Source organism: Methylobacterium sp. Leaf117, assembly GCF_001422985.1.
Lineage (GTDB): Bacteria > Pseudomonadota > Alphaproteobacteria > Rhizobiales > Beijerinckiaceae > Methylobacterium.
Genome location: NZ_LMNL01000023.1, coordinates 187,131 through 208,158, shown reverse-complemented (window position 1 = coordinate 208,158; position 21,028 = coordinate 187,131). Strand labels below are relative to the sequence as shown.

The 21,028-nt window shown below is 64.6% G+C and carries 18 protein-coding genes; 7 read left to right on the top strand and 11 right to left on the bottom strand.

Features of this window, described 5'->3' with window-relative positions:
* Positions 1 to 20: 20 nt before the first annotated feature.
* From modC to modA, 3 genes are read right to left on the bottom strand one after another with little or no spacing between them, the layout of a single operon-like run.
* Entirely contained in the window at positions 21 to 1,121 is a 1,101-nt protein-coding gene (gene modC / locus ASF57_RS12400) for a molybdenum ABC transporter ATP-binding protein (protein ID WP_056483689.1), read from the bottom strand.
* The gene (gene modB / locus ASF57_RS12395; protein WP_056179963.1) at positions 1,118 to 1,843 is read right to left on the bottom strand and encodes a molybdate ABC transporter permease subunit; all 726 of its coding nucleotides are present in this window, start codon (positions 1,841 to 1,843) and stop codon (positions 1,118 to 1,120) included. The genes modC and modB overlap by 4 nt, the downstream gene beginning before the upstream one ends.
* Positions 1,844 to 1,890: 47 nt before the next feature.
* Positions 1,891 to 2,682: a molybdate ABC transporter substrate-binding protein gene (gene modA / locus ASF57_RS12390; RefSeq protein ID WP_056483686.1), complete on the bottom strand. Its 792-nt coding sequence runs from the start codon at positions 2,680 to 2,682 to the stop codon at positions 1,891 to 1,893.
* A gap of 404 nt (positions 2,683 to 3,086) precedes the next feature.
* On the opposite strand from modA, the gene ASF57_RS12385 reads away from it, so the two are divergent.
* From ASF57_RS12385 to ASF57_RS25760, 6 genes are all read left to right on the top strand, one after another.
* On the top strand, positions 3,087 to 4,025 hold the full coding sequence (locus ASF57_RS12385) for a 50S ribosomal protein L11 methyltransferase (RefSeq protein ID WP_056483683.1): 939 nt from the start codon (positions 3,087 to 3,089) through the stop codon (positions 4,023 to 4,025).
* A 22-nt stretch (positions 4,026 to 4,047) separates the two neighbouring features.
* Positions 4,048 to 5,874, top strand: a complete 1,827-nt coding sequence (locus tag ASF57_RS12380) for an aminopeptidase P family protein (protein WP_056483680.1) — start codon at positions 4,048 to 4,050, stop codon at positions 5,872 to 5,874.
* A 171-nt stretch (positions 5,875 to 6,045) separates the two neighbouring features.
* Positions 6,046 to 8,214 (top strand): protein-disulfide reductase DsbD domain-containing protein, encoded by a 2,169-nt coding sequence (locus ASF57_RS12375; RefSeq protein WP_056483676.1) that lies wholly within the window; start codon positions 6,046 to 6,048, stop codon positions 8,212 to 8,214.
* A 200-nt stretch (positions 8,215 to 8,414) separates the two neighbouring features.
* Complete coding sequence (locus tag ASF57_RS12370) at positions 8,415 to 9,647, top strand: MFS transporter (RefSeq protein WP_056483673.1); 1,233 nt, start codon at positions 8,415 to 8,417, stop codon at positions 9,645 to 9,647.
* A 179-nt stretch (positions 9,648 to 9,826) separates the two neighbouring features.
* Positions 9,827 to 9,979, top strand: a complete 153-nt coding sequence (locus ASF57_RS25765) for a hypothetical protein (protein WP_156376113.1) — start codon at positions 9,827 to 9,829, stop codon at positions 9,977 to 9,979.
* 57 nt (positions 9,980 to 10,036) lie between these two features.
* Complete coding sequence (locus tag ASF57_RS25760) at positions 10,037 to 10,405, top strand: hypothetical protein (RefSeq protein ID WP_156376112.1); 369 nt, start codon at positions 10,037 to 10,039, stop codon at positions 10,403 to 10,405.
* A gap of 23 nt (positions 10,406 to 10,428) precedes the next feature.
* Here ASF57_RS25760 and tolB read toward each other — a convergent pair whose 3' ends face one another.
* The 5 genes from tolB to ybgC form a co-directional block, all read right to left on the bottom strand.
* A complete protein-coding gene (tolB, locus tag ASF57_RS12360) occupies positions 10,429 to 11,748 on the bottom strand; it encodes a Tol-Pal system beta propeller repeat protein TolB (protein WP_056178844.1) in 1,320 nt (439 codons plus the stop codon).
* Between the two features lie 151 nt (positions 11,749 to 11,899).
* Positions 11,900 to 13,294: a cell envelope integrity protein TolA gene (tolA, locus tag ASF57_RS12355; protein ID WP_056483666.1), complete on the bottom strand. Its 1,395-nt coding sequence runs from the start codon at positions 13,292 to 13,294 to the stop codon at positions 11,900 to 11,902.
* A gap of 13 nt (positions 13,295 to 13,307) precedes the next feature.
* On the bottom strand, positions 13,308 to 13,754 hold the full coding sequence (locus tag ASF57_RS12350; RefSeq protein ID WP_056178837.1) for a biopolymer transporter ExbD: 447 nt from the start codon (positions 13,752 to 13,754) through the stop codon (positions 13,308 to 13,310).
* A gap of 27 nt (positions 13,755 to 13,781) precedes the next feature.
* On the bottom strand, positions 13,782 to 14,498 hold the full coding sequence (gene tolQ, locus ASF57_RS12345) for a protein TolQ (RefSeq protein ID WP_056178834.1): 717 nt from the start codon (positions 14,496 to 14,498) through the stop codon (positions 13,782 to 13,784).
* A gap of 253 nt (positions 14,499 to 14,751) precedes the next feature.
* Positions 14,752 to 15,195, bottom strand: coding sequence for a tol-pal system-associated acyl-CoA thioesterase (gene ybgC / locus ASF57_RS12340; protein ID WP_056483663.1), 444 nt, complete (start codon positions 15,193 to 15,195; stop codon positions 14,752 to 14,754).
* A gap of 382 nt (positions 15,196 to 15,577) precedes the next feature.
* Here ybgC and ASF57_RS12335 point away from each other — a divergent pair, with 382 nt between their 5' ends.
* Complete coding sequence (locus ASF57_RS12335) at positions 15,578 to 18,337, top strand: EAL domain-containing protein (protein WP_082503914.1); 2,760 nt, start codon at positions 15,578 to 15,580, stop codon at positions 18,335 to 18,337.
* A 9-nt stretch (positions 18,338 to 18,346) separates the two neighbouring features.
* Here the strand turns inward: ASF57_RS12335 and ruvB are convergent, their stop codons facing one another.
* The 3 genes from ruvB to ASF57_RS26940 all read right to left on the bottom strand — a co-directional run bounded on the left by ruvB (position 18,347) and on the right by ASF57_RS26940 (position 20,874).
* Positions 18,347 to 19,399 carry a Holliday junction branch migration DNA helicase RuvB gene (ruvB, locus tag ASF57_RS12330; protein WP_056484467.1) on the bottom strand — a complete coding sequence of 351 codons (1,053 nt, stop codon included), beginning with the start codon at positions 19,397 to 19,399 and terminating at the stop codon, positions 18,347 to 18,349.
* A gap of 657 nt (positions 19,400 to 20,056) precedes the next feature.
* Entirely contained in the window at positions 20,057 to 20,554 is a 498-nt protein-coding gene (gene bfr, locus ASF57_RS12320) for a bacterioferritin (RefSeq protein WP_056178826.1), read from the bottom strand.
* Positions 20,555 to 20,616: 62 nt separating this feature from the next.
* Entirely contained in the window at positions 20,617 to 20,874 is a 258-nt protein-coding gene (locus ASF57_RS26940) for a (2Fe-2S)-binding protein (RefSeq protein WP_082503913.1), read from the bottom strand.
* Positions 20,875 to 21,028: the final 154 nt, after the last annotated feature.

Genomic DNA, 21,028 nt, shown 5'->3' with positions numbered 1-21,028 from the left:
ACTCGAATTTTAACGACCCATCAGATCTCGATCGCACCAACTCCGTGAGGGTCGAAGGCGACGCTCTTAATAATCGCGAAGATGGGTGTGCCGGGCGCGAGGCTAAGTTCCTGAACGGAGGCCCGCGTCAGGCGCGCGGAGAGTACGGCACCGCTGCAATCCACCTCCACCAGCACGGCACCCTCGGCCTGATCATGAAGAGCCGAGACGTGGCCGCTCAGTCGATTGCGGGCGCTCAGGCCCCGCGGATCGTCAAGAGAGAGCAGAACGTCGCGGGCGGGCACGTGGATTCGTACGGTGGTTCCGACCGCCTGGCTCAGACGCGGCACCAGCAGGCGCCCTGCACGGCCGGAGAGACGTGTCAGCCCGGCATTTGGCACGTCCGCCTCCACCACCATATCGAGGAGCGCGCCGGCCTGGGCGGCATGAAAGGCGCCGAGGTCACCCCGTCGCAGGATGGCCTCGGCGGGTCCGGCGGCGGCGATTCGGCCGCCCTCCAACACCACGATGGTGTTGGCGAGCCGTGCGACCTCGGAGACCGCATGGCTGACATACACGATGGGGAGGCCGGCAATGTCGCGCAGGCGTTCGATCAAGGGCAGGATCTCGGCCTTGCGCTCGGCATCGAGGGCGGCCAGCGGTTCATCCATGAGAAGAAGGCGGGGCCGCGACAGCAGCGCCCGACCGATCGCGACCCGTTGGCTCTCGCCACCGGAGAGACCCACGACCTGTCGGTCGAGGAGATGGCCGATGCCCAGCAGATCGATCACAGCCCCTGGTTCGAGCCCGGCGGTATCGCGCAGTCCGCGCGCGAACCAGCGCCCATAGGCAAGGTTCTGCCGCACCGAGAGGTGGGGTATCAGCCGCGCCTCCTGAAACACCGTTCCGATCCGACGCCGATGCGTGGGCACATCGATGTTGCGGACCGTGTCGAGGAGGATTTGATCGTCCAGGGCAATCCGGCCCCGGTCCGGTCGAACCAGCCCGGCCATGCAGGCGATCACCGTGCTCTTCCCCGACCCTGAGCGGCCGAACAGAACGGTCAGCCCAGGAGGCGCCGTGAAGGCCGCGTCGAGGTGGAAGGCGTCCCGCTTGAGGGCGAGATCTACCGTGATCGTCATGCCCCCCCGCCTCCTCTCGCCATCTGCTCATGACCTTGGCCCAGGCGACGCCCGAGCCTGCGGGCGAGAAGCTCCGAAATGAGCAAGGCCCCCATCGAGATGGCCACCGAGATCAGGGTGAGACGTAGGGCGCCCGCTTCGCCACCGGGCACCTGGGTCAGCGTATAGATCGCCGACGGCAGGGTCTGGGTCTCGCCGGGGATATTCGACACAAAGGTGATGGTCGCCCCGAACTCCCCCATCGCCTTGGCAAAGGCCAGGACCGTGCCGGCCAACACACCCGGTAGAGCGAGCGGCAGAGTTACGGTGAGAAAGACGGCGAAGGGGCTGGCGCCCAGGGTCGCGGCGGCTTGCTCCACTCGACGATCCACGGCCTCCAGGGACAAGCGCATGGCCCGAACCATCAGGGGGAAGCCCATCACGGCGCAGGCTAGTGCTGCTCCGGTCCATCGGAAGGAGAGCACGATGCCGAACTCGGCCAGCATGCTCCCGAAGGTACCCCGTCGCCCGAAGGCGAGAAGGAGGAGGTAACCCGTCACGACGGGCGGCAGGATCAGCGGCAGATGGACCAGACCATCGAGAAGCGCACGCCCCGGAAAGCGCTTCCGCGCCAGCACCCAGGCGATCGCAAGCCCTGGGACGAGGCTTGCCAAGGTGGCGACGGACGCGACGCGCAGGCTCAGCGCGATTGCGCTTCCCTCGTCCGGAGTCAGGCCGAACATGTCCAGGAGCGGATTGACCAAGGCTCAGTGGACCCGCATCCGACCGGTCAGGTCCGATTCTCCACGCCGATAACCGAGAACCCCTGGCGTTCGAAGAATACCCGTGCGGCCGGACTGCGCAGATAGGCGAGGAAATCCGCTGCGTCCGGGTTGGTTGAAGCCTTGGTGAGGGCGACCGGATAGATCACGGGCGGGTGGCTCGCGGCCGGAAACGCAGCGATGACCTTGACGCTCGTGTCCGAGATCGCATCCGTTGCATAGACGATGCCGAGGGGTGCCTCGCCGCGGGCGACGAGAAGGAGAGCGGCGCGGACATTCTCGGCCTGAGCAACCCGGTCCTTCACGCTGTCCCAAGCCCCAAGCGTTTCGAGGGCGGCCTTTCCGTATTTTCCCGCCGGGACCGCTTCGACATTACCCATGGCGATGCGTCCCTCACCCAGAGCCTTCGTGAGGTCGAGACCCGGCTTGAGATCGACGGTGAGAGACGAGTCCGTTGGCGCGATCAGCACCAAGGCATTGCGCAGAAGGCTGGTGCGGGTCGAAGCCTGAATGCTACCCTTGACCGCCACGTAGTCCATCCAGGCAAGATCGGCGGAGAAGAACAGATCGGCAGGCGCGCCAACCTCGATCTGCTTGGCCAGAGCGCTGGACGCTGCATAGGAAATCCTGACGGTCTTTCCCGTGGCCTTCGTCCAGGCCCCGCTAACATCATCCAGCGCGTTCTTCAGGCTGGCGGCCGCGAAGACCACCACCGGCGCCTCGGCACACGCAGGGGTTCCAGCGACTCCCAGGACCAGGCACAGGATCGCACCGAGCCACGCCCGCCGAATCTGCACCATCACCCTGTCTCCCGTTGCCAGCCAAGCCGATCCGGCAGGTCGGCCATAGCATGGTTCGGAACAACGCCGTCAGTTGCCGCGATCTTCGTCCTCCGAGGGCGAACGCTCCGAACGGTGCAGACGGCTCAGCAGAACCAGCATCGAACCGGGAAGTGGCCCCGTCAGAGTTTCGGCATCCGAAAAGAGGCCCCGATCGCGAACGAGGCGACGGCGGGCCTTGGACTTTTCTGCGAGGACGACCGGCGTTCGACCGCCGGTTCTTCTGATTTTCATACGCACAACGCACGCTCCGAAACCGACGTGAGCCTGGAGAAGCCACAGCAAACGCAGATCTCACGCTTCCGTTCCGGCCAAGCTTCCGCCCCTGGTGGCGGCGGGACGTCGCGGGTGATAGAGCCCCGGGCATGCTCGAAGGCCTGCCCCCCCACCGCCCGACCCATGTGCTCCGCCTCCTCACCGATGAGGGCTCGGCGCGTGCGATGACCGATCTTCTCGGCGAGATGTTCGACCCGACCCAGACGGCGGTCGCCGCCTTCGAGGCGGAGGACGGACAGACGTGGAGGCTGGAGGCCTACTTCGCCGACGCCCCAGACGAGGACATGATCCGCGACTTGATCCGGCCCGTGGTGGGTGAACAGGCGGATGTCGCGAGCTTCGAGACCATCGATCAGCAGGATTGGGTTCGTGCATCCCTGGAAGGCCTGAAGCCCGTGCGGGCCGGACGCTTTTTCGTTCATGGCAGCCACGACCGCGACACGGTGCGGGCGAACGATCTTGCCATTGAGATCGAGGCGGCGCTGGCTTTCGGGACCGGCCATCACGGTACGACACTCGGCTGCCTCAAAGCCCTGGCGGAGATCCTCAAGCGCGGGCGCCCCGCCCACGTGCTCGATGTCGGCACCGGCACCGGTATCCTGGCCTTCGCGGCGGCCAAGGCGCTTCATACACCGGTCATCGCCGGAGACCTCGATCCCGAAGCGGTGACCACCGCGGTCGGCAATGCCCGCCTCAATGGCCTCGGGCCGGTGCTGCGGCTTTACCAGGGACCGGGCGTCCGCCATGCGCTCGCCGATCGACCGCGCCGGTTCGACGTGGTCTTCGCCAATATCCTGGCGCGCCCCCTGAAGGGCTTGGCACCCTCCCTCACGGCGGTCGTTGCCGATCAAGGTATCCTGATCCTGTCCGGCCTGATCGAGCGCGACGTCCCGGGCGTCCTCTCGACTTACCGCCACCGCGGGTTTCACCTCGCCCGTCACGGCCTGATCGAGGGCTGGGCCACCCTGGTGCTGAAACGTGGCGGCAGCGCCCCACGTCCGCGTCGCGGCTGGTTGCGGCACTCCTGAGCCCGGCGTAACCCTGGGCGCCATGACCCGCGCCCGTTTCCAGACCTTCGATGATCCGAGCCACAGCGAGGGCGCAAGCCGCATCCGGTCCCTCCGTCAGGCCCTGCGTGCAGCCGGGCTCGATGGGTTCGTGGTCCCCCGTGCCGACGAGCATCAGTCCGAATATGTCGCCCCGCAAGCCGAGCGCCTCGCTTGGTTGACCGGCTTCACTGGATCGGCTGGTACCGCCGTGATCCTGCACGATGAAGCCGCGCTCGTCGTCGACGGACGGTATACCCTGCAGGCGCCGGCTCAGGTCGATACCGCCATCATCACTCCGGTACCGCTGGCCGAGAGTCCCGTCGCGGCCTGGGTCGGCGCCCACCTCAAGCCGGGCGAAGTTCTTGCCTACGATCCCTGGCTTCACACGCCCGACAGCGTGGCGCGCCTGGGGCGAGCAGCGAGTAAAGCCGGAGCGACCCTCCGAGCCGTGGAAGCGAATCCTGTCGACAGCGTCTGGACCGACCGGCCCGGCTCACCCGCGGGCAGCGTGGTGGTCCATCCCTTGGCGTTCGCTGGAGAGGCCGCAGCCGAAAAGCTCGGTCGCATCCGTGCTGCCCTGGCTGATGTCGATATTGCGGCTCTGGTGATCTCCGATCCGCATAACCTCGCCTGGGCCTTCAACCTGCGCGGCTCCGATGTAGCGCATACGCCTCTGGCGCTCGGCTATGCAGTGGTGCCGCGCGAAGGGCGCGCCGCCCTCTACCTGACGTCGCCGAATCTCAGCCCGGAGTTGCGCACCGCACTGGAACCTCTCGCCGACCTTCATCCGCGCGCAGCCTTCGAGGATGGTCTCGCCGCGCAGGCGGCAAACGCCGCCCGTGTCAGGCTCGATGCCGGCACGGCGGCCTACGCCTTGAAGCTTCGTGTCGAGGCGGCCGGTGGGGTAGCTGATCTCGGCCCCGATCCGATCACCGCCATGAAGGCCGTCAAAAATCCATCGGAAATCGCCGGCACCCGGGCGGCGCATCACCGTGATGGCGTCGCGGTCACGCGCTTCCTCGCTTGGCTCGATGGCCAAGGCGAGGGGCTGACCGAGATCGCCGCGGTCGAAGCACTGGAGGATTTTCGTGCGGAGAGCGGCCTTCTCCGCGATGTCTCGTTTCCAACGATCTCGGGCAGTGGCGCCAACGGTGCCATCGTGCACTACCGGGTGAGCCGGGAAACCAACCGACACATCCTGCCTGGCGAGCTGTTCCTGGTGGATTCCGGAGCACAATACGAAGATGGGACCACCGACATCACCCGCACGGTGGCGATCGGCATGCCGTCGGAAGCGATGCAGGATCGTTTCACACGCGTCTTGAAGGGACATCTGGGCATTGCCCGCGCGGTCTTCCCGCAGGGAACGACGGGTGCGCAGATCGATTCCTTCGCGCGCCTTCCACTCTGGGAAGCCGGGCTCGACTTCGACCACGGGACGGGCCACGGGGTGGGGGTCTTTCTGTCGGTCCATGAGGGGCCGCAGCGCATCGCCAAGACCGGAATGGTCGCCCTCGAACCGGGCATGATTCTTTCGAACGAGCCGGGCTACTACAAGCCGGGCGCCTACGGCATTCGGCTGGAAAACCTCGTCCTTGTCGAAACGCGGACGATATCCGGCGGCGAACGGCCGATGCTCGGTTTTGAGACCCTGACGTTGGCGCCCTTTGATCGGCATCTCATTCGCCTCGATCTGCTGACCCCCGAGGAGCGAGCCTGGATCGACAGCTACCATGCGCGGGTATGTGCCGAATTGAGCCCGGATCTGGACGTTACAACCCGGAACTGGCTCGAGCAGGCCACGCGGCCATTGACCACCGTCGCCTGAGGCAGAGCCGCACCGGGCAGCAGACATGCACCGACCGTGCGACGATCCTGTCGACTCCGCCTGGCTGTTCCGGCTCGGAAAAATCGGAGACAGAGGGTCTCGCGGCTTCGGCATTTTGTGTCCGCGTCGAACGGACGTAATCTCGCCGCTTCCGGAACCGAATAGGCCCTGATGATCCGGCTTCTCGCCCTGGCGCTTACGCTGTTCGGTCTCCTCCTTCCTGTCGCGCATGCACAGGGGTTCAAGGTGCCGACCGACCTGGTGAAGGCGTCCCTCGTTGGGGAGCCTTCTGCGATCCGGCCTGGCGAGCCCTTCACGGTCGGCATCCGCTTGGTGATGCGTCCGCATTGGCACATCTACTGGCGCAATCCGGGGGATTCGGGCCTCGCCCCGGAGATTGCCTGGACCTTGCCCAAGGGATTTTCGGCTGGCCCGATCCAGTGGCCGGTGCCGAGCCGCATCCCGGTCGCGCATCTGATGAATTTTGGCTACGAGGGCGAGGCTGTTCTCCTGGCCGAGATGATGCCACCGGCCACGCTGGCGCCGGGCAAGGCCGTAACGCTGCAAGCCAAGCTAACCTATCTTGTCTGCGAGCGCGAATGCGTCCCCGGGTCGGCCGAGCTTCGCCTGACCCTGCCGGTCGCCGCGAGCGGCACCAGTTCTGGAACGGCACCGGGCGGGATGGTGCTGTTTGCGGAAGCTCGAGCAGCCCTGCCAGTTCCCGCGCCTTGGCCGGTGCGCTACGGTAGCGAGAACGGGCGTCTGCAGGTCCATCTCGCCACGTCTTCCGACCTCAGGGCGTCTGCGGTTGCCTACTTCCCCTATGCGGAGACCGCGATCGAGAATGCGGCGTCCCAGCAGGCACGCAGCGATGCCAGCGGGCTGCATATCGATCTGGCACGCGGCGACGCGACGGAGGTCGCGCCGGCAAGCCTGCCGGGCGTTCTGGCCTTCGACGAGACGACGCCTGACGGCGTGGTCCGACGCGCCTACGCGGTCGGGGAGCCACCATCATCTACGGCTCTCGCCTCCACCGCAGCGTCGTCCGCTCCGGCGACGCCGATACCCACCCAGACATCAGAAGACGGGCTAACCCTTTGGAGCGCCGCCGGCCTCGCCTTTCTGGGCGGGCTCCTTCTCAACCTGATGCCCTGCGTCTTCCCGGTCCTGTCGATCAAGGTGTTGAGCCTTGTGCAGCATTCCGGCGAGCCGCTCCGGCGCATTCGGTTGCATGGCCTCGTCTACACCGCAGGTGTCCTGACAGCCTTCCTCACGCTTGCCGGACTGCTGATTGCGCTGAAGGGAGCGGGTGCCGGAATCGGGTGGGGCTTTCAGCTGCAATCGCCGTTGGTGGTCGCAGGCCTTGCCTACCTGTTGTTCGCTATGGGCCTCAGCTTGTCCGGCGTTGTGCATGTGGGTGCGGGGATCGTCGGGATCGGCGATGGACTGAGCCGACGGGCCGGGCTGGAGGGATCGTTCTTCACAGGCATCCTCGCCACCGTGGTTGCAACCCCCTGCACCGCGCCCTTCATGGGATCGGCGGTCGGTTTCGCGCTGACGCAGGAGGCTGGTGTCAGCCTGACGGTATTCGCCAGCCTCGGCCTTGGCCTCGCGCTGCCCTTCCTTGTCCTGACGATCTGGCCAGCGGCATTGCAGCGTCTGCCTCGGCCGGGTGCCTGGATGGACACCCTGAAGGGTGCCCTGGCCTTTCCAATCTACGCCACGGTGGCTTGGCTGGTCTGGGTCCTGGCTCAGCAGGTTGGTGCGGCCGGCCTGCTCGCCGCCCTCATCGGCCTCGTCCTCGTGGGATTCGCGGCCTGGGTCTGGGAACGTGGCCAAGCGGCCGGGCCGGTGGGTGGCTGGATCGCACGCGGAACCGCCATCGCGGCGATGGTCGCCCTTGGCGCGCTCATCTTCGGACTCGACCGGGACAGACCCCCGTCCACAACGGCGCAGGCGGGGCAGGACGCTTTCAGCCAAGCGCGTCTCGATGGACTTCTGGCAGAGGGCAAGCCGGTCTTCGTGAACATGACGGCAGCCTGGTGCATCACCTGCCAAGTCAACGAGCGCGTCGCCCTGCGATCCGATGTCGTTCAGGCTGGTTTGAAGGCGCGCGGAATTACTTATCTTAAGGGTGACTGGACCAACCAGAATCCCGAGATCACCCGCCTGCTTGAGCGCCACGGACGGAGCGGAGTTCCGCTATATCTCCTGTATGCAGGCTCCAAAGAGCCTACCGTCCTACCGCAGATCCTGACGCCCGGCGTCGTTCTGGAGGCCCTGAGTACGGTGTCTATCTCAGCCGCCGACCGCAGCGCTGCCTTGAGCACTGGGCCATAGCTCGAACCGATCGTTCGGATCGACGAAACGCCAACGTCACTCAGCGAAACGTTCCCCGGCATGACCAAGCCTGGCTCCGTATTCAGGAATTGCCGCGCGAGAGTCCCTGCCAAGCTGCCTAACCCCGCCGGGACGGCGCACCATCGGAATCTGTTCCGACATACCTTGACGGGCTGGGCGCCCTCCCCCAGCACCACGCGATGAGCCCTGCTTCCGCGCCGCGATGGACCGTCTTCCGCAATCGCGATTTTCGCCTCTTCGGCTCCGCCCGCTTTCTCACCGGTCTCGCCTTTCAGATGCAGGCGGTCGCCGTCGGCTGGTTCGTCTACGACATCACCCACTCCGCTCTTGCTCTCGGCCTCGTGGGACTGGCGAGTTTCCTGCCCGCGATGCTGTCAGCCTTGGTGGCGGGCCATGTCGCCGACACCTACGATCGACGCATCGTAGCCGCCGCCGCCTACGTGGCCCTGGCTTTAGCCGACCTCGGCCTTCTCCTAGCGGCGCATCTCGGCACCACGACCCTTTGGCCGATCTACGGCCTCGTCATCGTCATCGGCACCGGTCGTGCCTTCGCCAATCCTGCGTTGCAGGCCCTGCTGCCGACGCTGGTGCCACACCCCCTGTTCGGTTCGGCCATCGCATGGAACGCCTCTCTCTGGCAAAGCGCTTCGATCCTCGGGCCGGCGACGGGCGGCTTTCTCTATGCCCTCGGGCCGGCGGTCGTGTTTGGCGCAGCATCCGCCGGTTTCGCCCTGGCCAGCGGTCTTATCCTGGCGATCCGGTTCCGCCCTGCCCCGGTTGCAGAGCGCCCACCGGTAACCTGGGCGACGCTGTCGGCTGGTCTGACCTACATCCGCACGCACCCCGTGGTCCTTGGCGCCATCTCTCTCGACCTCGTGGCGGTCTTGCTCGGGGGGGCCACCGCCCTTCTCCCGATCTTCGCGGCCGAGGTGCTGCATGTCGGCCCTCTCGGCCTCGGCGTCTTACGCAGCATGCCGGCGGCCGGTGCGGTGCTCACCGCGGTCGCCCTCGCCTACTGGCCCTTGCAGCGGCGTGCCGGCCTGCGCATGCTTCAGGCGGTGGGGATCTTCGGCCTCGCGACGATGGGTTTCGGTCTCTCGACTTCTCTGCCGCTGTCCATGGCCTGCCTGTTCGTCACCGGCGCAGCCGACATGATCAGCGTCTTCGTGCGCCAGACCTTCGTTCAGGGTGAGACACCGGATGCGATGCGCGGCCGGGTCTCGGCAGTCAATTCCGTCTTCATCGGCGCCTCCAACGAACTTGGCGAATTCGAATCCGGCACAGCGGCGGCTCTGATCGGCGCCGTTCCCGCGGTCGTGGCCGGTGGACTGGCGACCCTGCTGGTCGCCGCTCTGTGGGGCCGAGTGTTCCCGGCGCTGCGGGCACGGGATCGGCTCCTGTCGGCGGAATGAGGAACGGGACGACCCCTTGCTCGGCATTGCTTCGAGCGAGTGAGGGATACATCGGCTCGCGACAAATTCTGCATCCCTGATGCCAAGCCGTATCCGGCACCAATCCGTCCCTCAAAGCCGAGTTTTTGTACATGACAGCCGAATGCACGCAGAGGTAGAGATACGAACCGGAGGATGCGATGGCCGACATCAAGGTGGTTGCTTGGAATTGCGGCAAAGGCAGGGGCACGTACCAGGCAGACGTTCTGACCAGCCCGGACGGCGTCGAGCGCTCGGTCGAAAGCATCTTCACCGATGAGGCCCACGGGAACGTCGCAGGCGCACGGAATTGAGGTGGACAGGTTCTCGACGGCCTGAAAGGAAGCCTCGCCCTTGCGTCGAACATCGACTTGAGCGGACCGGCGCTACTCGCCGCCACTGCATTGACATCAGTGTCGGCCGAAGAGTCTCAGCCTCAGACCTTGCTGGAAATAACATTTCAGGATGGAGACTTGCTAATCGCCTTGGCCGATCCACGACTTCCGGCTTTGATGAGTAACGATCGAGAGGTCCTGCGACGGGGCTTTGCGCGGGCCGCGCAGCGTGTAGCCCAACCGGTCGATGTCCTGACGAATGCCGAATCAACCCTGGTTGCGACGGCAAGCGATGCTGCGCAAGCCGCCGCAGGCGCCGTTCAGGCAGCGGCCGGAGCTGCCGGTGCCTCGCTGAGTTCCGCCTTCGGTTTCGTCCGTCGGACCGCAGGCTTCGAGCGCGGCTGAAGGTTCAACCAAACGCGAAGCGTTTACTTCCCCGACAGCAGCGGCGACCAAGTCGGGTCCGACGCGTAGGACGGCGTCGGTACCGGCTGCTCAACCTTGCCGGTGATATCCACCATGTAGAGCTTGCCCCCGCCCTGGCCGCCTGGATCACGGAAAAACAGCACGTATTGACCATTCGGCGCGAAGGTCGGACCCTCGTTGTGGAAGCCTTCGGTCAGCACGCGCTCGCCCGTCCCGTCGGGCTTCATCACGCAGATAGCGAAGCCTCCCTTGCGCTGGCGCGTGAAAGCGATGAGGTCGCCGCGTGGCGACCAGGCCGGCTGCGAGGCCGATCCTTCGCCGAAGGAAATGCGAGTCGGGTTCGAGCCCGAGGCACTCATGACGTAGATCTGCTGCGAACCTCCGCGATCCGACTCGAACACGATCTGGCTGCCATCGGGTGAGAAGGTCGGCGAGGTATCGATGGCGTTGCCGTTGGTGATCGGCGTCTGCGCCTTCGTGGCGAGGTCCATGATGACGATGTCGGCATTGCCGCCCTCCTGAACGCTCATCACGAGGCGGCGGCCGTCGGGCGAGAACCGCGGGCTGGTGCTCATCGAACCGGATTTGCCGAGCGCCTGCCGGCTCCCGGTCTCGAGGTTGATGACCTGAATACGCGGTTGCTGGCCGGTGGTCTGTGTCATGAAGGCGATGTCTTGAGTCGCCGGCGAATAGCGCGGCGCGACGACGGCGTTGTCGCCGTTGGTGAGCGCCCGCACATTGGCGCCGTCCTGGTCCATCACCATGAGTCGCTTGCGCCGGTTCTCCTTAGAGCCGGACTCGTCCACGAAGGCGATGCGACTGTCGAACCAGGGACCAAGGCCGGTGATCTTGGTATAGACTGCATCGGAGATGAGATGCCCGGTGCGGCGCGCGTTGGCTGGATCGGTGCCGTATTGCTGACCTGTCATCTGCTGGCCGGAGGTGACGTCCCAGAGACGAAACTCGACTTTGAGCTTGCCCGAGGCGTCGCGCGCGACGCGCCCGGTGATCAGAGCCTGAACACCCGCCGCCTTCCACTTATCGAAACCCGGGACCGCATCGAAACCCGGGGCCTCGGGGAACTTCCCCTTCTCCACGGGGGTGAAATAGCCGGAGCGACGCAGATTGTTCGTGACCACGCTGGAGACAAGAAGGCCGAGGCTCGGATCACCCGAGAAATCCGTGACTGCGATCGGCATCGGCTGGAACGATCCACCGCCGATGCGCAGGTTGAGTTGCGCCGTCGCCGGGTTGAGGCCGAATAGAACAAGGGCCAGGAGAGCGAGGAGCGACGTCAGGCCCCTGGGAAGACTGGGATGCATGTTCGATTCCGTGGTCGTGGGAATGCGAGGATCGGGGATGGGTTCGGAGCGGCGGGCATGCGTCGACCCGGGACAAGGGACCGAGGCATGACGAACCATGTCAGCGCCCGGCGTCCGGAAAGCTCTACGCCGTCACCACCTGACGCCGCTATCACACCCGCGAGAACTCGAACTCCGCGTTGATGGCTTTCCAGTCGTTGTAATACGGCGCGTACTGGGTCGGTATCTTGTAGGGGGCACATCGGCGCACGGCGCGCTGAGCGGCCTCCGCGATCGAACGATCGACCGCATTCGCGCCCCCCCGCATGATGCGAGGTTCGGTGGTCAACGTACCATCCGGATTGAGCCGGATATCGAGCATCGGCAGCACCACCCCTTGCGTAGCGCCTGGAGGCGCCACGTAACAACGCTCGATCTGCTGCTGGAGCATTCCCACGAGAGCGTCGCGCAGGGACGGTGACAGGCGCTGGGCGTTGCCGGAGGCAGCCCCGAGGGACGCGGTGCGCTGTACCTCTCGGCCTGTGGCGCCGGTGGATTGCGATGGTGCCTTCGCGGCGAGGAGCGAGCGGATATCGCCCGCGCTGAACTTATCCGCGAGTTCGGCCTGCTTCTTGGCCTTGGCTTCCCCATCCGCCTTCGCCTTGGCATCGGCCATCGCCTTGGCCTTCGCCTTGGCGGCGGCATCCGCCTTGGCTTTCGCGGCAGCCTCAGCTGCCGCCTCCGCTTTAGCTTCGGCAAGTTCCTTCTGGCGCTCGGCCTCGGCCTTGGCTTTCGCCTCCGCGACAGCCTTGGCCTTGGCCTCGGCTTCCTTCTCGGCCTTCGCCTCCGCGTCGGCCTTCGCCTTGGCTTCAGCCTTGGCTTTCCGGGCCGCCTCCGTCCTTGCCTCGGCCTTCGCAGCCTCGGCCTTGGCGGCGGCTTCGGCCTTCGCCTCTGCCTCGGCCTCCTGCTTCTCAATCAGTTCGGCAAGTTGCTCGCGCTTGATGGCTTCAGCCTTTGCCTTCGCAGCGGCGGTCTTCGCTTCGGCCGCTGCGGCTTTGGCCTCGGCAGCGGCCACGGCCTTCGCCTCGGCGGCAGCAGCGGCCTTGGCTTCAGCGGCGGCAGCGGCTTTCGCGGCTTCAGCCTTCGCGGTCTTTTCCGCCGCTTCCGCCTTAGCTGCTTCGGCCTTGGCTGCTTCGGCCTTCGCTTCCTGCGGATCGGGTTCGCTGGAGCGCAGCGGCATCTCCTCGGCGCTCGCCACCTTCATGTCGGCCGGTCGTTTCGGCGGGGCAGGAGCATCGACCTTGGCGTTCTCGGGCTCGCGCTCCTCGAACTTGTCGGCAACGCGGTCGGCCCGAGGTTTGGCGTTCGGCTGCGGCGCGTCGGCATTGCGTTCGCCCTTGGTGAGTTCCGAGTATTGCTGCTCGGTCATCACTTCAACGGGGACACCCTCTTGCGCATCTGGCAGCGCCGGGGCTGCCACCGACAGCAGGGCGACCGTCAGCAGGCCGACATGCGTCGCGGCCGAGACCCAGACACCCGGTTCACTGCGCTTGAAGGGAATCCGCACCGTCCCGCGCCCGCTACTTCTGATCTGGCTCAGTGACAAGGGCGACCTTCTTGAAGCCGCCCCCGGTTACGATCGCCATCACCTGCGCCACCCGGCCGTAATCCACCCGCTTGTCGCCGCGGACGAAGACCCGTTCGTCGAAGCCGGACTTCGACGTTTCGGTGAGCTTCGGCACGATGGTATCGTCGGAGAGTTCGTTCTCGCCCAGAAACACCTGACCGGACTGACGAATCGACAAAGTCACCGGCTTGGTGTCGGAATTGAGTGGGCTCGCCTTTGATTGCGGGAGGTCGAGAGGCACCCCCACCGTCATCATCGGTGCCGCAACCATGAAGACGATGAGCAGCACCAGCACGACGTCGATGAACGGCGTCATGTTGATCTCGTTTATAGCAGCGTGTCGGCGTCCCCGCCGACGCCGTCCGCCCCCGCCCTGCGCTGCTCCGTGGGCCATGCCCATGTTCGTTCCTCGGCTGTCGGTGTGGGATCAGGCGACGAGCGAGAGGCGCTCGTCGATCTGCCGCGAGAGGATGGCGGAGAACTCGTCGGCGAAACCCTCGAGGCGCGACTGGTTCTTGGCTACCGTCGCCTGCAATTTGTTGTAGGCGAGCACGGCCGGAATGGCAGCAAAGAGGCCAATTGCCGTTGCGAACAGCGCCTCGGCAATGCCAGGCGCCACGACTGCCAGAGAGGTGTTCTTCGAGGCCGCGATCGACGTGAAGGCCGTCATGATGCCCCAGACCGTCCCGAACAAACCGATATAGGGGCCTGCCGAACCGATCGAGGCGAGAAAGAGCAAGCGGGACTCAAGGCGCTCGACTTCACGCTGGATCGTTACATCAAGCACCTTGTCGATCCGCTGAGACAAGCTCTGGATCTGACGTCCGGAACCCTCGAAGGAGCGTTTCCACTCCCGCATGGCGGCCACGAACAAAGCGCCTTGCCCGACGGCCGGACGATCGTTGAACGAGCGGTAGAGTTCCTCGAGCGACCGCCCGGACCAGAATGCCTCCTCGAAGGCGTCCATCTCAGCCTTGGTCCGACGAAACAGAAGCGTCTTGTCGACGATGATCGACCAGCACCAGATCGATGCGCCGATCAGCCCGAGCATCACGACCTTCACGACGAAATGCGCCTGAAGGAACAGGCCGAGCAACGTCATGTCTGGGGCCGGCATCGCCTGCATGGCATCGGCTGGGTTCATGACATGATCCTCGAAAAACCCCGCGCGCAGGCGTCACGGATTCGGCGGTCCGACTCACGCGCCTCAATCAGAACCTTGTGCGATTTCAAGGCTCAATGGCTCGCGAATCTGTCGAAAGTATGGGGCGCCCTTGTGCGTCGCACACGCCCGCCCTCGGATCAGTTAAGCATGCGTCAGGGTTAACATTCCCTTGCCGTCCCCAGAGGTGAAGGTCGCCCTCATCCCGGCGAAGTCCGCGAGATCAGACCATCGTTCAGCGGCTTGACTGCAGGTGATCACCGCTTTGGTCCGGCGCGAGTCTCAGGTGCAAACTGTCGGGCAGGCGGACTGCCCGACCGTCGCGAACGCAAGCGACGACGACCTCCGCCTTCACCAGCCCCTCGTCCCCGCGCCGAACCTCTTGGGCGAGGTGCATTGACGCGCCCTTCATCGCGGTCGTCCAAGTCCCGACCGTCAAGATGTCGTCCATCCGCGCGGGCTTGGCATAATCAATCACCATCCGTCGAACCACGAAATGCAGACCTTCCGCATCTCGATGCAGATCGGACTGATCACCGGCGAGACTACGCAGGAGTTCGGTGCGTCCCCGCTCCATGAAACGGAGGTAGCTCGCATGGTAGACGAACCCGGAAAAGTCCGTGTCTTCATAGTAGACGCGCACTTGTAGGGTGTGTTCGCCAGGATTCCCGAGGGTCAACGGTGAGGCTCCCGAATTTGTGATGGGGTACGGCGTGGATTGCGTCCTCGCCGTGTTTTGCGGCAGCAGTCGAAGGGATCGTCAACGCCGCTTTGAGGGAGGCGGACCGTTTGGATCGCTTAGTGGCTGGCGGCTCTAGCAGATTCGCGATCTCGAGCAACGAAGATCCACTTCAATGTTCGGCTGATTAAAACCAGCGCGTGCAAACCATCCCAAGCACCGCCGCGCGCAGGTTGGGAGGTCTCATAGGAAAAATTAACCCGTTTCCTCACTGGTCGCAGGAGAAGCGCCTGTGCGCAGAGCTCTTGGCTCTTTTACGAAGCTGACTTGAGCGTTGCTGCATCAGTGAGCAAGCCATGATGATGGTGCTCAGGATGGTGTCATGCTTTTGGCTAAGGCTTGGATACGATTTTCTCACCTGATCAATGTGATAAAAATCCTTCTCTCCAAATCCTTTGTCTTACCGACACTGGCAGGTGCCTTGCTCGGACTCGCCATTGCGGCGAGCGCAGTCTTGTTCGTTATGGACCTTCACGACCGTGCTGTCTCCGACACGGAGCAGAACCTCATCAGCTTGACGACTGTCCTGGCAGATCAGGCCGACCGCGCCCTCCAGGCGATCGAATTGGTGCAGGAGGCAGTCATCGACGAGGTCCGAGCGGCCGAAATCACGACGCCAGCGGCATTCGACGTCCATCTCACGACGCGCGCCATGCACGAATCCCTCCGGGCTCGAACGGCGGCCCTGCCCCAGGTCAATGCTGTGACAGTGGTCGACCATACCGGGAAGCTGCGCAACTTCACGCGGTTCTGGCCGATCCCCGACGTCAATATCGCCGACCGGGACTACTTCAAGGCGCTGGCATCAAATCCTGCGCTCCAGCGCTTCATCAGTGAACCGGTCCAGAATCGCGGCAACGGAACCTGGACGCTCTATATCGCCCGCAAGATCTCCGCCCCGGATGGCAACTTCCTAGGTCTCGTACTCGGGGCCGTAGAGTTGCAGTACTTCACCGGCCTTTACAGCCAGATCGCGCCACAACCCGACTATGTCATCTCCATGTTCCGGACAGACGGGGTTCTTCTGGTCCGCCATCCGCACTGGGAGGGTGCGATCGGGCGCGGCTATTCGACGACCGGTGCCGCCCTGATCGCCGCGCAGAATCGGGCCGGCGGTGTCACTCGAACCGTCAGCCCTATCGATGCACAGGACCGTTTCGTCGCGACCAGAACTCTGTCGAATTACCCTGCGATCCTGAGCGTCAGCCGGACTACAGCGGCGGCGCTCGCACCATGGCACCGTCACGCTATGGTGCTCGGCCTGTCGGCAGGCCTGCTCGATCTCGGCCTCGTCGGCCTTCTGGTGCTTGGTTTCCGTCAGGCCCGCGGACAGGAGATGCTGCTGCGCGCTGAGGAGCAAGCCCGGAGCGAACGCGACCTCCGTCATCAGTATGCTCGCTTCGGGATCGCACTGGACAACATGGCGCAGGGCGTTTGCCTGTTCGACTCGGACGACAGGCTCGTCGTCATGAATGCGCGCTACATCGAACTTTACGCCGTGCCATCGGACCTGCGACAGCCCGGAACGACACTCGCCTTGATCCGGGCCTATCTTGTCGCGTGCAACGGCGATCGAGGCCCGCCCTGGCCGAACCGGGAGCGTGCTTGGGAAATGCCGGCAGCCTTCACCTGGGATCTCGCGGATGGGCGAGCCATCGCCATCAAGCACGTTCCCAACCGTGATGGCTGGCAATGCACGCATGAAGATATCACCGATCGGCGCCAGAGTGAGGCGCAGATCCTTCGGATGGCGCGTCACGATACGCTCACCGGCCTTCCGAACCGTGCCTTCCTGCGTGAACATTTGGAGACCGTCCTCGATCAACGGATCTCCGGATCGCTCACGGCTGCCCTGTATCTGGACCTCGACGGCTTCAAGATGGTGAACGACACGCTGGGCCACCCGGCCGGCGATGCCCTCTTACGCCAAGCTGCACAGCGCCTGCAGGACTGCCTGCGGGCGACGGACTTCGTCGCCCGTCTGGGCGGCGACGAGTTCGCTATCGTCCAATCCGGGATCGCCGATCCCGCGGATGCGGCTGATCTCGCAGCGCGCATCGGCGCCATGCTCCAGATTCCATTCACGCTTCAGGACCAGGAGATCGTGGTCGGCACAAGTATCGGCATTGCGGTCGTGGATGCGGAGGCGGACACCGACAGCGATACCATTCTGCGCCGTGCCGACGTGGCACTGTATCAAGCCAAAGCAGCGGGTCGCGGAACCTGGCGTTTCTTTGCAGACGATATGGATACGGCGATCCAGCGACGTCATCGTCTCGGAGCTGAGCTACGCCGCGCGTTGGCTGCTGGCCAGTTCGAGTTGCATTATCAACCCCTCGTCGCGGCGCGGGCTCGCACCCTCAACGGCTTCGAGGCCCTGCTGCGCTGGCGCCATCCGGAGCACGGTCTGATCAGCCCCGCGACGTTCATTCCGCTGGCGGAGGAGACCGGATTGATCCGGCCCATCGGGGCCTGGGTGCTGACTCAGGCTTGCCACGATGCGGTCGATTGGCCGGATGCTCTTAAAGTCGCGGTCAATCTCTCGTCCGTGCAGTTCGTCCGGGGCGACCTCGTCAATGACGTAGCCCAAGCGCTGATGCGTTCCGGGCTTCCCGCAAGCCGCCTGGAGCTCGAGATTACGGAATCCGTGCTGCTCCAGGACAATGCCGAGACCCTGAGGACCCTGCATCGACTCCAAGCCCTCGGTCTGCGGATCGCCATGGACGATTTCGGCACCGGTTATTCCAGCGTCAGCTACCTGCGGCGCTTTCCCTTCGACAAGCTCAAAATCGATCAGAGCTTTGTCCGGACTCTGGGGCGGGACGCAGGCAGCGTCGCCATCGTCCGGGCGATGGTGGGTCTAGGTAAGGCCTGCAACATGGGTGTTGTGGCCGAAGGTGTCGAAACGCTGGAGCAGGCCGCCATTTTAGAAGCCGAGGGCTGCGATGAAGTGCAGGGCTTCCTGTTCAGCCGTCCCCTTCCGCTCGTAGACCTGACGAGCTTTCTCGCGAACCCGGCATCCGCAATATCAAGCTTTCACGAAGCCCGGGGCGACGCGAAGCCGCAACGCGACGCGGCCTGATGGGTCGGTTCAGGCGTCCGGATCGTCCGCATTGAACAGGCCGAACTGCCCGCCCGATTCGCGTCGGGGCTCGGGAAATCCCATATGCCGAAAGGCGTGGGGCGTGAGCATCCGCCCGCGCGGCGTCCGCTGAACGAAGCCCTTTTGGATCAGGAACGGCTCGATGATGTCCTCGATGGCATCGCGCGGTTCGGACAGCGCGGCAGCGATGGTCTCGATCCCCACGGGTCCACCGTTGAAAGATTTTGCGATCATCGTCAGGTACTTGCGGTCCATGACGTCGAGACCCGCCGGATCGACGTCGAGGAGTTGAAGCGCCCGGTCGGCGATAGCACGCGTCACCGTCGGGGCATCGGCCACGATGGCGAAGTCGCGCACTCGGCGCAGGAGCCGCCCAGCGATACGGGGCGTGCCTCGCGCACGCTTGGCGATCTCGTTGGCCCCCTCGGCCGACATGCCGAGGCCCAGCACCCGGGCGCCGCGGCTCACGATCAGTTCGAGTTCATCGACGTCGTAGAATTCCAGGCGGATTGGAATGCCGAAGCGGTCGCGCAAGGGCGTGGTCAGCAGGCCAGCACGGGTCGTTGCGCCGACCAGAGTGAACTTAGGCAGCTCGATTTTCACCGAGCGCGCAGCCGGTCCTTCGCCGATGATGAGGTCGAGCTGATAATCCTCCATCGCTGGATAGAGGATTTCTTCCACCGCCGGATTAAGACGGTGAATCTCATCGATGAAGAGTACGTCGCGCTCTTCGAGGTTGGTGAGCTGCGCCGCCAGATCACCCGCCTTGGCGATGACGGGACCGGAGGTCGATCGGAAGTTCACCCCGAGCTCACGCGCCACGATCTGCGCCAGCGTCGTCTTGCCGAGGCCGGGCGGGCCAACGAACAGGACGTGATCGAGCGCGGAACCAGTCTTCTTGGCCGACTCGATGAAGATGCTCATGTTGGCACGCGCCGCCCGCTGTCCGATGAACTCGGACAGGCTCAACGGGCGGATCGATTGCTCCAGGTCATCCTCGCGCCGCTCGGGCGTGAGCAGCGACTCGGGCAGCGGGTGCAGGGTCGGCGATTTTGGCGCCGACGCCTTCGAGGCGGGTCTCGGAGGTTTGCTCACACGGACTCTCGGTAGTGGGCAGCGGCGCCCGCGTCCATCATCTGTTCTGGTGGCCGATGTCGCATAAAGGCGCCGCGCGCGCTACATTGCGTCGTGGAACAGGACCTCCGCAACGGCTCGGAAAGGGCTCGGCCACCCGGAGCGGAGCGCGGCGCCGTCAGCAGTGCGTTGCACGCGTACGAAGGGGCGGCCCTTGATAACTTCGAGGACCTTCTCGGCGACAAGCCCGGCAACGAACGCTGGGAGTCGATCGGTGGGTATGAATGGCGCGTCGCGCCGAGAGTGACATCGGCGGATAGCCTCAGCGGCCTATTCGAGGCTCTCTGACCCGGGATGGAGGCCCGGGACCATATCGACGCGTTGCAGGGTTAACCGCGATTGCCGTCCCTCAAGCACTAAGCACCGGCAACAGGGGACCAACCGTATGTCGAGATCGACGTCCGGTTAGAGGCGAGTTGGAGCCGCTTTCCTGTGCCTGAAGGCCCCGAAACCATTCTGGACCTCCCAGCGGCTCGGGTTACGCTTCGGCTGCGTGGGATCTGCCACGGCGTCTTCACCGGGTGAGCGCCGCGCTTGAAGCCCGGCGCCCGAGGCGTTCCGACGTTACTCGGCTTCCGGAGCGATCGGCTCCAGGCCGCCGATATGCTTCTGCGCGTAGAGCGGCAGGCCGATCTGCGAGATCAGCTCCAGCTGCGTCTCGAGGAAGTCGATATGGCCTTCCTCGTCCTCGGCCAAATCCTCGAACAGGCGCTTCGAGACGCGATCGTTGATCGAATCACAATATTTGGCGGCTTCAAGGTACAGGGCGCGTGCCTCATTTTCGGCAGCGAGGTCGCACTCGATGATCTCCTGGACGTTCTGGCCGATCCGCAGGGGGTCAAGTTCCTGGAGGTTCGGGAAGCCGTCGAGGAACAGAATGCGATCGACGAACCGATCCGCATGGTTCATTTCTTCGATAGATTCCTTGCGCCAAAACTTGGCGAGATCGATGTAGCCCCAATCATTGAGCATGCGGAAATGGAGCCAATACTGGCTAACCGCCGTTAGCTCGCTGCGCAGTCCTCGATTGAGGTACTCGACGACCTTCGCATCACCCTTCATCCGCCCCATCTCCCTCGAAGCACGTTAAGCTGGAGGGGAGCTTCAGCACCCGGAATGGGCGCTCAGGCGGCAATCCCCTCCTCAACAGTTTGGACCTTGACCAAACTACAGGAGCTCGCGCAAGTCGCCGTACACGCATGCGCCGCCTCATCGAGAGCATTTTGTAGAATGCCGCGGATGGTCCGGGCGCAGCGCCCGCATTTCGGGCTGCACCCGAGGCAGGCCTGAACCTGGGCCGGCGTACGCGGACAATCCGGGCCACGATGCAGGCAAGCGCGCACAGCGCGGTCGGACAGGACGTTGCAGGAACAGACGATCATTGGGACCGTAACTCGTGCGTGGCTCGTGCCGCTGGGTGAGGCCATCGGGTAGGATGACCCCGATTGCTCCGTCGAAGGATGAGCGACAGTGATGCTTGAGCGCGAAAACCGAACCCATGCATCGAATTCGCCGCCAGATTAGAATTATTGAAAA